Here is an 11,744-nt window from a genome sequence, read left to right as displayed (position 1 = left end):
AAAGCCGAATCGTTTGGTGAAAGGAAGCGACGGCCGGAGCCGGTCCGGCCGTCGCGCGAATCCCGCGCCTTAGTTGCTCGCGGTTGCCATCGGGGTCAAGCTGGTCGCCTTCTCGCGAACCTGCTCATACTCCTCCTCCGGCAAGGCGATCAGGCCCTTGTCGGCGAGGTAGCCGTCCTCGCCCATGGCCCGCTCGCTGGTGTATTCGTCGATGAACTCCTGGATGCCCGGAATGACGCCCGCATGCGCGTTCTTCACATAGATGAACAGCGGACGGGACACCGGGTAGGAGCCGTCGGCGATGTTCTCATAGGTCGGCTCGACGCCGCTCACGAGGCTGCCCTGAAGCTTGTCGGCGTTCTGGTCCAGGAAGCTGAAGCCGAAGATTCCGTACGCCGCCTTGTTGGCGTCCAGCTTCTGCACGATCAGATTGTCGTTCTCGCCGGCCTCGACGAAGCCACCGTCCTCGCGCATGGTCTTGCAGACCTGCTCCATGCGGTCCTCGTCCAGCGCCTCGACTTCCGGGAAGGACTCGCAGCCGACTTCCATCACCAGCTCGACGAAGGCGTCGCGCGTGCCGGAGGTCGGCGGCGGACCCAGCACCTCGATCTTGGTATCCGGCAGCGACGGGTCGATGTCGCTCCAGTTCCGGTAGGGGTTCGGCACGATCTCGCCGTCGACCGGGACTTCCTTGGCCAGCCCCTGCCAGATCTGCTCGACCGTGAACTCCACCTGCTCGGCCTGCTTCGAGTTGGCGAGGACGATGCCGTCATAGCCGACCTTGATCTCGGTGATCTCGTCGACGCCGTTCTTGGCGCACATCTCGACTTCCGACGGCTTGATCGCGCGGGACGCGTTCGAGAGGTCCGGATGGTCGACGCCGACGCCGGCGCAGAACAGCTTGAAGCCGCCGCCTGTCCCGGTCGACTCGACGACGGGCGTCGGGAACTCGCCGCTCTGGCCGAACCGCTCGGCAGCAGCCGTGGTGAAAGGATATACCGTGCTCGATCCGACGACGCGGATCTGATCGCGCGCCTCGGCCGATGCCGCAAAGGCCAGCGTGGCCAGTGCCGCGATGGCGAGAGTTTGTTTCATCTGACGATCTCCCGTTGGGGTCCAAAAGTCATGGCCGGAAGCCGATAGAGCAAAGCAGGCCTCCGCCGACGCGAGCGAACCTACTCAGGGACGGCGTTAAAAATACTACAGAGCAGTGACAGTTTTATGACGCAGCGCGGCATACTGCGTTTGCAGCTGCATTAATGATTAATGACGGCGGCAGCGGGTATGTGGAGGGGTCTTTCCAATGATGACAAGAGGATAGGGCGCGCATAGGCCGTATTCGCCTGTCGCATGTCCCGCGAAGGTAATGGTTAACATCCCGCGACGCCTCGTGGCGGCCGGATCATGGACGTTTCACCGCATTGGTCCAGACCTTCGCCGGTCATTGTTGAGATGCCGGGGCAGACGCAGGAATCTTCTCCCCCGCGACCGGAAGAAGGACCGTGAACCGGCTGCCCTTGCCGACAGTGCTCTCGATCTCGAGCGTCCCGCGATGGTGGTTGACGATATGCTTGACGATGGCGAGGCCGAGCCCGGTCCCGCCGAGATCGCGCGATCTTGCGGTGTCGACGCGATAGAATCGCTCGGTCAGCCGCGACAGATGCTCGCGCGCGATGCCTTCACCCTCGTCGCTGACGGAGATGGCGACCGCATCGCCGATGACGCGCCGCGGTGCCGCGATCGATCGGTCGGCCTGCGGTCTTGAAGCGTCCCCGAATGATCCCGCCGGTATCGCCCGTCCCTCGACGCGGACGGTCGAGCCGCCTCGGCCGTACTTCACCGCGTTGTCGACAAGGTTCTGAAAGACCTGTGCCAGTTCGTCGGCGTCGCCGCAGACGGGCGGCAGCTCGGTGAGGTCCGGCGCGATCCGGATGGTCACGCTCTTCTCCGCCGCCTTGAACTGCAGCGTATCGGCGACGCTGCGCAGGGTGTGCGCCAGATCGACGCGGCCGGTCGGCGGGCTGTGCTCGTTCAGCTCGATGCGCGACAGCGACAAGAGGTCGGCGACGAGGCGGGCCATCCGCGACGCCTGGTCGTGCATGATCGTCAGGAACCGGTCGCGCGCCTCGGCATCGTCCCGCGCCGGCCCTCGCAGCGTCTCGATGAAGCCGAGCAGCGTGCTCAGCGGCGTTCGCAACTCGTGGCTCGCATTGGCGACGAAGTCGGCGCGCATTTGGTCGGCGCGCTTGATCTTGGTCAGGTCGTGCAGCGCGATCAGCGCGACCGTGCCGTCGGCGATGCGCGAGGCGAGCGGCTCGACCCGCGCACTGAACACGCGCTCGACCGGCACCGGCAGCGAGAACTCGACAACGCGTCCCGGCCCGCCGACAAGGGCCGCATCCACGGCCTCGATCAGCGGCGGGTTGCGCAGCACGGTGATCAGGTCCCGCCCGGCGAGCGACCGGCCGAGCAGCGTCTCGGCCGCGTGGTTGGCGCGGACGATGCGCCGCTCGTCGTCCAGCATGATCAGCGGATCGGGCAGGCTCGCGAGAATCGTCTCGTTGGCCGTCACCACCGCCTCGAGCTCGTGGCGGCGGTCGTTCCAGGCGTGCCCGGCCTCCGCCGCGGCGTCGCTCAGCTCCGGCGCCAGCGCCGATGGGCCGGGACCGCGGGGCACCGGCGGCGCCTTACCGCGGGCCACCCCGCCGTCGGCCGCCATCGACCGGATGTAGTCGGCCACTGCTTCGAGATGGAGGAGATGCGGCCGGATCAGCAGCGCCAAGCCGGCGATCGTCCCGATCCCGGCGATCAGCGCCGGCCAGGCCGCCACCCGATCCGTCATCACCAGCAGGGCGAGTGCCAGCAGCGCCGGCGCCGAAACGCAGGCGATGGCAAGGAGCAGGCGACGGGGCAGCAGGCGGGGGCCGGGCATGGGTCTCATCGGACGGTTCAACAGACGACGCTAGCATATACATCGCGGCGCCGCCTGGCAGCCCGTCAGGACACCCGCACGACCCCCATCTTCATGATCGTCTCGATGCTCGGGAAGGTGGCGCGCGCTGCGGCCGGCACGGGCTTCCAGTTCGGGTCGTCCTCGGGGTCGTCGAAGGGCCGCGCACCCGGCCCGCCCGGCTTGCCGACGATTATCCGCCCGACCATGCCGCCTTCCTCATGCGGCGCGCAGAAGTAGTCGTAGACGCCTTCGACCGTGAGGGTCACATCGAAATGGGTGCCGGGATCGATCAGATATCCCGAGTCCCAGGGCTCGGCTGCTTCGGGAATACGCAGCGGATGGCCGTCATTGGCGGGATGGTAGGCCGTGGATGTATGGACATTGGCGTCCAGCACCCAGCGCACCGTCTGTCCCGGCTCGATCCGCAGGCCGATCGGATCGAACCAGACCTTGGCGCCGGTCGGATCACTGCCCATGCGGATCTCGACGATGCCGGCGGCCCGTCCCTTGCGGAACAGGGCTGGAAAAGCGAGGCCGGCAAGCGCTGCGCCGCCGGCCCCAAGGCACGTTCTGCGTGTGATCACCGGAGCGCCTACTGCAGTTTCTTCGCCTCGTCCTCGGAGACGTGCCAGAGGATGATATGATAATGCGGCTTCTCCACGCCCGGATGCCCGGCGTTGTAGTAGAGATCGACATGATCGACCGGCTGGCTCGCCGCCTGCAGTCCATCGAACTCCTTCTGCGCCTCGACATCCTCCATTGGGATCATGTAGACGGTGCTGACCAGACCACCTTCCTTGTCATAGGCAAGGAACGGGCCGGCGGGCAGGGTGTCGGGCTGCACATACAACGTGCCCAGCCCCGGAATGAAATCCGGCAACGGGACCAGGCTGCTCACCGCCTTGTAGTCGCCGCCCGGTGGGGCTGAATCATAGTCCTGGGCGCAGGCCGGCAAGGAAAGTGCCATCAAGCCGGCGGCAAGGGTCATGGCAGGTCGAATCATCGAGTCCTCCTGTCGTATCGTGGTTTGGAAACCGGAATGGAATGCGGTGCACCGCTAGCTGTCTCTGCTCCGGACAGGCCTGGAGCCGAAGGCTGTGACGCGATCCAACGAAGGACGGCGGCGACGATGCGGTCGCAGCGCGCGCCGGCGAACGGAAAGGCCGTCGAGGCCCGCGTCATCATGCTCCGCTCGAGCGCCTTGCGCAGATGCATCTTGGCGCGGAAATAGCGTGTCTTGACGGTCATCGGCCGGAGCCCGAGGCAGGCCGCCGTCTCGGCGGTGCTGAGCTGCTCCACGGCCCGCAGGATGAAGACCGTTCGAAATGCATCGGGCAGGGAATCGATGGCCCGTTCGAGCAGCCGCCGGGTCTCCCTGGCGGCGACCGCCTCCTCCGGTGTCGAAATGTCGCGTGCCAAGCCGGCCATCAGCATTCGCTCCGCATGATCCTGAACGATGTCGTCCGAGACGGCTTCGCCGGACCGGCGCGCCTTTGCGCCTCGTCGAACTCGCTCGAGGGCTTCGTTGGCGGCGATCCGCGTCAACCATCCGCCGAATGCGGCCGGCTCCGAGAGCTGGCCCAGCCGCAGATAGGCCCGGATGTAGGTTTCCTGGACCGCGTCCTCGGCCTCGGCATCGTCCCGCAGCACGCCGCGCACCACGCGAAAGAGCCGCTGGTTGTACCGACGCATCAGCGTCTCGAAGGCGCGATGATCGCCGCCCAGTACGGACTCGACGAGCTGGCCGTCGGCGAGGGAGCCATGGCTCGAGTCCAAAGCGGCCTGTCCGTCGTCAATCGTGCTTTGCAGAATCGCCTCCATATTCCGAAGACGGGAGGTCGAGGGAAAAGGTTTCCGTCTTTTTTCGCCGAATGTTCCGCCCGCCCTTTCTCCAGACCCCCATCCGCCGCCCAGGGAGCCATCTGGAGGGCCACTTGGGGGATCGATTCGGATCCTCGCCCTCTCTACTATTCAAGAACGGACGCTGGTTGAAATCACGATCGTGGGAAGAAGCAATGCAGAAAAAGACCCTCGACTCCGTCGGCAGCGACACGGATCCGAACGAGACCGAGTCCGCAGGCTACAGTTCGCCGCCCTGCTATGCCCATGAGGTCGACCCCAACTACTTCATGGCGCCGCAGCCGATGCCGGCGCAGGAGCTGATACAATTTCTCAACACGCTGCTGGAGGCGGAGCGCGCCGGCGCGAAGACCATCACCTATTATTTGCGAAGCACGCCGGACGGGGCCGTGCAGACCGCCCTCGCCTCGACGGGGCGCGATGAGGCCCGCTACACCGCGCTGCTCCGCCGGCTGATCGATCGCCTCGGCGGCACCCCGAGCGCCGCAACCGGCAGCTTTTATGACAAGGCCCGCGCCATCGAGGACGGGAGCGAGCGCCTGGCGTTTCTCAACCGGGGGCAGGCATGGGTCGCGCGCAAGCTGGGCGAAGCCCTGCCGCGAATCGAAGATCCCGAAATACGGGAACCTCTGCGCGAAATGCACGAGACGCACCTGCGAAACATCGCGTCCTGCGCGGAGGCGGCGGAGGAGCTAGAGAAGAAGCGATGACGCCGCCGTGTCACCGCGCCCCTCTCTCCTCCTCGGCACGGACCTCTCTGCAGAGCGCGATCAGCTCACAGCCATAGGACGGGCTGATCCGGACAAAGGTCAGCTTCCCGACGGCGACATCCCGGGCAAAGCGATCGATCCAGGGTGTCGATGCCTTTGCGCCCGTGTCGAACAGGGCATGCAAGGCCGCGGCGTCGGGCTTTCGATGGCGGACGATTTCGACGGAGAGGACGATATTGCCCTCTCGGAAGTCCATGCATCGAAGATGCTCCAATCCTTCCAGCACGAGCGCGAAGCGGCGGTTCACCGGCTTCTCCGGCCGGAATGCGACACGCAGCATGCGCTGGCCGGTGCCGTCGCTCAAGGCCAGCCCTTCGAGATAGGCTTCCTGCGGATTCGGGCTGCGCAGCGCGCCGTTCGCATCCAATGTCACGTCCATTGCGTCACGTCCATCGATGCGCTCCGCCCGATCCGGAAGCGAGGCGACGGCCGCTGGCCCGGATCGATCCTCTGGGCCGGACCATCAGCGAACAGCATCGAAGGCGGCCAAGGCGGCGGCGGTGACGAGGTCCGTCACGGTCGCGCCGGTCGAGACGATCTGCGCCGGCTTCTCCAGCCCGATCAGCACCGGCCCGACCACGGTACCGCCGCCGAGCTGCTGCAGCAGCTTGGCCGAGACGTTGGCGCTGTGCAGCGCCGGCATGATCAGCACATTGGCCGGGCCCGAGAGGCGGCAGAACGGGTAGAGCCGGCGCATCAGCTCGAAATCGAGCGCCACGTTCGCCTGCATCTCGCCGTCATACTCGAAATCGACCTGGCGCCCATCGAGCACCGTCACCGCCTCGCGGATCCGCTCGGCCTTCTCGCGCGGCGGATTGCCGAAATTGGAGAAAGAGAGCAGCGCCACGCGCGGATCATGGCCGAGCTGCCGCGCCTTGGCTGCGCTCTGCACGGCGATGTCGGCGAGTTCCTCCGCCGTCGGCAGCTCGTGAACGCTGGTGTCGGCGATCAGGACCGTTCGCCCCTGCGCGATCACGATCTGCAGGCCGAACAGCCGCTCGCCCGGCTTCGGGTCAAGCACCCGCGTGATGTCTTCGAAGGTCGTGCTGAAGCTGCGGGTCACGCCGCTCACCATCCCGTCGGCATGGCCGGCCGCGACCATGCAGGCGGCGAAGACGTTGCGGTCCTGGTTCACCATCCGCTGGCAGTCGCGATAGAGCGCACCGCGGCGCTGCAGCCGGCGAAACAGGAAGTCGGTATATTCCCTGTTGTTCTGGCTGAGCCGGGCGTTGTGGATCTCGATGCCCGCGGACGCGCCCAGCCCGACCGCCTTCATCGTCGCAGCGACCCGGTCCTCGCGACCGATCAGGATCGGCGTGCCGTAGCCGGCATTGCGGAAGGCGACGGCGGCGCGGATCACCTTCTCTTCCTCGCCCTCCGCGAAGACGACGCGCTTGGGATGGCTGCGCGCCGCCTCGAAGATCAGCTCCAGGCTCGTCGCCGTCGGATCGAGGCGGGCCTTCAGCCGGGCGCGATAGGCATTCATGTCCTCGATCGGCGCGCGGGCAACGCCGCTGTCCATCGCCGCCTTCGCGACCGCCGGCGGGACCGCCGAGATCAGCCGCGGGTCGAACGGGACCGGGATGATATAGTCCGGCCCGAAGCGCAACCGGCGGCCGGAATAGGCGGCATCGACTTCGTCCGGCACGTCCTCGCGGGCGAGCGCGGCCAGCGCCTCCGCCGCGGCGATCTTCATCCGGTCGTTGATCGTCGAGGCGCGGACGTCGAGCGCGCCGCGGAAGATGTAGGGGAAGCCCAGCACATTGTTGATCTGGTTCGGATAGTCCGACCGGCCGGTGGCGATGATCGCGTCCTGGCGCACGCTGCGCACCTGCTCGGGCGTGATCTCAGGATCGGGATTGGCCATCGCGAAGATGATCGGCCGGTCCGCCATCGTCTTGACCGTCGCCGCTGTCACCGCGTCCTTGCCGGACAGGCCGAGGAAGATGTCGGCCCCAGCCAGCGCCTCCTCCAGCGTGCGGGCCTTGATCTGCGCCGCATGGCTCGACTTCCACTGGTTCATGCCGGTTTCGCGGCCGCGATAGATAACGCCCTGGCGATCGCACATCACGACATTGTCCTGCGGCATCCCCATCGACTTGATCAGCTCGACGCAGGCGATGGCCGAGGCGCCCGCGCCGTTCACGACCATTCGGGTGTTCTTCAGGTTGCGGCCGGTGAGATCGAGCGCATTGAGCAGCCCTGCGGCGACGATGATCGCGGTGCCGTGCTGGTCGTCATGGAAGACGGGAATATCGAGCAGCTCGCGCAGGCGCTGTTCGATGATGAAGCACTCCGGCGCCTTGATATCCTCGAGGTTGATGCCGCCGAAGCCCTTGCCCAGGAAACGCACGCAGTTGACGAACTCGTCGACGTCCCTGGTGTCGATCTCCAGGTCGATCCCGTCGATGTCGGCGAAGCGCTTGAACAGCACCGCCTTGCCTTCCATCACCGGCTTGGCGCCGAGCGCGCCGAGGTCGCCTAGGCCCAACACCGCCGTCCCGTTCGAGATCACGGCGACGATATTGCCCTTGGCCGTGTATTCGTAGGCAAGATCCGGATTCTCGGCGATGCGCAGGCAGGGCGCTGCGACGCCGGGGGAATAGGCGAGCGACAGGTCGCGCTGCGTCGTCAGCGGCTTGGTCGCGCGAATCTCGATCTTGCCGGGGCGGCCGCTGCTGTGCAGCAGCAGCGCTTCTTCGAAAAGCGTTCGGTTGGCATCTGGCTGGTCGTCCGGCATGTTTCCTCCGCTGATGTCCCGCGCCACGGAGTCTTGCCGCTCCGCTGTTCCCGCGCGAAAGCCGCTATCGTCACCGCCAGCGTTGCACTTTTTGTGCGGGAAGGAAAGGGACTGGGGCGGATTCGTCGGGGGTCATACCGGCAGACCTGCCTTGCGCAGGCCGGCAAACAGAAGTTCGACGCTACTCCGATCCTTCGCGGGAAATACCTTCAGCCAGTAGGCCGTCCAGCCCTCGACGTCATCGTCCGGCGGTCCGGCGCCCTCGACTCGGGCACGCTCGCGAAACTGGGCCGCCGCTGCACGCGCCTCGCTGTCGCGACCCAGCTCGGCGTAGCAGGCAGCCGTCCAACCGAGGAGTTCCACGGCCGGGTGCGACAGTCGGACGAAGGTCGCGATGGCATCTTCGTATCGTCCCAGCAGATATTCGGCCATGACGCGGCTATGCAGACATTTCTCGGGCATGTTGGGGGCTCGGCGGATCGCCTCGCTCGCGCACCAGATGCCCTCCTCAAGCTCACCCGCATAGGTCGAGAGAAAGCCCTTCAAGCAATAATTGTCCAGGTCGTTCGGGTTGAGCAGGATCGCTTCCTCGATCTGGGCCTTCGCCATCTCGAAGTTGCCCTGAACCCGCCAGTACCCCCAGGCGAGGCACAGGCGGGCGCGGCTCTCCTGATCATCCAGCCCCGCCGCCATGTGGCCGAGCTCGAACAGCCGTTCAGCCGCGGCCTCGGGCGAGGCCGTCCAGTTGGATACCGCCTCATAGAAATATGTCTCGGCGAGCGCGACATAGGCCGCTGCATAGTCCGGGTCCCGATCAAGGACCCGCTGGAACATCTCGCGTGCCTTGAGCACGTCCTGCTGCGAACCGTTCTCCAGGCAGTGCCTGCCTTGAAGAAGGAGGTCATAGGCGGAGAGGTCACAAGCGCTCTTGCGCAATGCACGGCGACGGTCAGCATCCTCGACGCGGCCCGCGAGACTCGCGACAATGGTCCGTGTGATCTCGTCCTGTACGGCGAAGATGTCCGTCAGCTCGCGATCGAAGCGTTCCGCCCAGATGTGACAGCCTGCTTTTGCGTCGATCAGCTGCGCGCTGACGCGCAGCCTGGTACCGGCCTTCCGAACGCTGCCCTCGACGACGAACCGAACACCCAGGTCGCGAGCCACCTGCCGCACGTCAACGGCCTTGTCCCGGTATTGAAATGACGAGTTGCGCGCGATGACGAGAATCTGCCGAAAGCGCGACAGGCCCGTGATGATGTCCTCGGTGAGGCCATCGCTGAAATAGAGCTGCTCCGCATCACCACCCCTGTTGACGAAGGGCAGTACGGCGATCGACGGCTTCTCCTGTTTGAGGTCATTGCCACGCGATCCTTCGGGGCTCGTGCGGCGTCGTGCACCAAGCGCGACGCGATAGATCCGGATCGGATCAAGATGATTCTTCAGTGTTTGGGACCCAAGGTCCTCGAACCCGACGTCGACCTTGTTCTTGACCTGATCGTAGGCGGCCCCGGAGATCAAAATGCCGCCAGGCTCGGTCAGTGCCTGCAGCCGGGCCGCGACGTTGACGCCGTCGCCATAGAGGTCGCTGCCTTCGACGATCACATCGCAGAGATTGACGCCGATGCGCAGGACGATCCGGCGATCCTCCGCTATGCCGGCGTTGGCCGTCGCCATGCGCTTCTGCAGCTCGACAGCGCAGGCGACCGCATTGACGGCGCTGGCGAACTCGACCAGGACCCCGTCGCCCATCACCTTGATGATGCGACCGTGATGCTCGACGACGAGCGGCTCGAGGATATCCTTGCGCCGCTGCTTCAGCGCCGCCAGCGTTCCGGCCTCGTCCAGCTCCATGAGCCGGGTGTAGCCGACCACATCGGTAGCGAAAATGGCAGCGAGACGGCGTTTCAAGCCAAATCTCCTCTACCGGAAGATTAGCGCACCGGCCTCAGCGAATCCACGTGGCGAATCTACGTGGCAAAGGAACGCGTCGAACGACTGTGATCGGCTCAACACGGGCTGTTGTCGACCTAACCCATCACCGGCGGCTTCGGCCTCTGCTCCCCGGCATGGCGGGTCGGGGGCCGGACATGCTATGGTCCGCCGCCGCTGCAAAACCGACCAGATTATTCGCTGATTTTTGCCGCCTATGCCCGAATCCGCTATCGAAAAAGACCCGTCCGCCGTTGTTGGGCGTCCTGCCCCGGAAACTGGCAGAGATGCCGCCGCCACTCCGATGATGGCGCAGTATCTCGCGGTGAAGCGGGCCCATCCCGGCTGCCTGCTGTTCTATCGGATGGGCGACTTCTACGAGATGTTCTTCGAGGATGCGGTGGCCGCGGCGCGGGCGCTCGACATTGCGCTCACCAAGCGCGGCAAGCATGACGGGCAGGATATCGCGATGTGCGGCGTGCCGGTCCATGCCGCCGACGCCTATCTCTCGCGGCTGATCCGCCAGGGCTTCAAGGTCGCGGTCTGCGAGCAGACCGAGGACCCGGCGGAAGCCAAGAAGCGCGGTTCCAAATCCGTGGTGCGGCGTGCCGTCGTTCGGGTGGTGACGCCCGGGACGCTGACTGAGGACACGCTGCTCGATGCCCGTGCCCACAACTATCTGGCGGCGCTCGCCGACGCCGCCGGCGATTACGGGCTCGCCTGGCTCGACATGTCGACGGGCGATTTCCAGGTCCAGCCGGTGGCGAAAGGCGATCTCGCCGCGGCCTTGGCGCGGCTCGATCCCGGCGAGCTGCTGCTGCCCGAGCGTCTGCTCCAACAGCCCGACCTGTTCGAGTTGCTGAACGACTGGAAGCCCGTGCTCTCGCCCCTGCCCTCCAGCCGGTTCGACAGCGAGAGCGCCCGCCGCCGGCTCGAAGCGCTCTATGGCGTCAAGGCGCTCGACGCCTTCGGCGGCTTCAACCGCGCCGAGTTGGCGGCGGCCGGAACCCTGGTCGATTATGTCGAGCTGACGCAGCAGGGGCGCCTGCCGCGCCTCGGCACGCCGCGCCGCGTCGCCGAGGGCGCGGTGCTGGAGATCGACGCCGCGACCCGGCGCAACCTGGAGCTGGTCCGCAGCCTGACCGGTGAGCGCCAGGGCTCGCTGCTGGCGGTGATCGACCGCACCGTCACCGGCGCCGGGGCGCGGGCGCTCGCCGCCGCGCTTGCCGCGCCGCTGACCGATCCGGCGGCCATCGCGGCGCGCCTCGACATGGTGGGATTCTTCATCGCCGAGGAACGCCTGCGTGCCGACCAGCGCGAACGGTTGCGCCGTTGCCCCGACATCGAGCGTGCGCTGTCGCGCCTCACGCTTGGCCGTGGCGGCCCGCGCGACCTCGCCGCCGTTCGCGATGCGCTGGCCGAGGCCGCGGCGCTGCGCGAGATGCTGGGCGCGCCGGGGCTGGCGCCAGCGCCCGAGGGCATCGCCGCCGCC

Annotated in this window: 10 protein-coding genes; 2 read left to right on the top strand and 8 right to left on the bottom strand. The window is 66.4% G+C overall.

Annotated elements, in window-relative coordinates:
* Positions 1-69 precede the first annotated feature (69 nt).
* From DT069_RS11520 to DT069_RS11500, 5 genes are all read right to left on the bottom strand, one after another.
* A complete protein-coding gene (locus DT069_RS11520) occupies positions 70-1,095 on the bottom strand; it encodes a PstS family phosphate ABC transporter substrate-binding protein (RefSeq protein WP_119460469.1) in 1,026 nt (341 codons plus the stop codon).
* Positions 1,096-1,441: 346 nt separating this feature from the next.
* A complete protein-coding gene (locus tag DT069_RS11515) occupies positions 1,442-2,932 on the bottom strand; it encodes an ATP-binding protein (protein WP_425450165.1) in 1,491 nt (496 codons plus the stop codon).
* Positions 2,933-2,997: 65 nt separating this feature from the next.
* On the bottom strand, positions 2,998-3,537 hold the full coding sequence (locus tag DT069_RS11510; RefSeq protein WP_119460467.1) for a plastocyanin/azurin family copper-binding protein: 540 nt from the start codon (positions 3,535-3,537) through the stop codon (positions 2,998-3,000).
* Between the two features lie 8 nt (positions 3,538-3,545).
* Entirely contained in the window at positions 3,546-3,956 is a 411-nt protein-coding gene (locus DT069_RS11505; RefSeq protein WP_119460466.1) for a hypothetical protein, read from the bottom strand.
* On the bottom strand, positions 3,953-4,729 hold the full coding sequence (locus tag DT069_RS11500) for an RNA polymerase sigma factor (protein ID WP_425450164.1): 777 nt from the start codon (positions 4,727-4,729) through the stop codon (positions 3,953-3,955). Before DT069_RS11500 ends, DT069_RS11505 begins: the two co-directional genes overlap by 4 nt.
* A gap of 239 nt (positions 4,730-4,968) precedes the next feature.
* Between DT069_RS11500 and DT069_RS11495 the strand changes: the two genes are divergently transcribed.
* Positions 4,969-5,523: a DUF6306 domain-containing protein gene (locus DT069_RS11495; protein WP_119460464.1), complete on the top strand. Its 555-nt coding sequence runs from the start codon at positions 4,969-4,971 to the stop codon at positions 5,521-5,523.
* A gap of 10 nt (positions 5,524-5,533) precedes the next feature.
* Here the strand turns inward: DT069_RS11495 and DT069_RS11490 are convergent, their stop codons facing one another.
* From DT069_RS11490 to DT069_RS11480, 3 genes are all read right to left on the bottom strand, one after another.
* A complete protein-coding gene (locus DT069_RS11490) occupies positions 5,534-5,962 on the bottom strand; it encodes a hypothetical protein (protein WP_119460463.1) in 429 nt (142 codons plus the stop codon).
* A gap of 84 nt (positions 5,963-6,046) precedes the next feature.
* The gene (locus DT069_RS11485) at positions 6,047-8,323 is read right to left on the bottom strand and encodes an NADP-dependent malic enzyme (protein WP_119460462.1); all 2,277 of its coding nucleotides are present in this window, start codon (positions 8,321-8,323) and stop codon (positions 6,047-6,049) included.
* A gap of 132 nt (positions 8,324-8,455) precedes the next feature.
* Complete coding sequence (locus DT069_RS11480) at positions 8,456-10,231, bottom strand: adenylate/guanylate cyclase domain-containing protein (protein ID WP_119460461.1); 1,776 nt, start codon at positions 10,229-10,231, stop codon at positions 8,456-8,458.
* A gap of 325 nt (positions 10,232-10,556) precedes the next feature.
* Here DT069_RS11480 and DT069_RS11475 point away from each other — a divergent pair.
* The coding region (locus tag DT069_RS11475) for a MutS N-terminal domain-containing protein (RefSeq protein ID WP_483887790.1) at positions 10,557-11,744 on the top strand (1,188 nt) is incomplete at its 3' end.

Source organism: Virgifigura deserti, assembly GCA_003576685.1.
Taxonomy (GTDB): Bacteria; Pseudomonadota; Alphaproteobacteria; order Dongiales; family Dongiaceae; genus Virgifigura; species Virgifigura deserti.
Note: the sequence above shows the minus strand (reverse complement) of the source record. Positions and strands in the feature narration are given on the sequence as shown.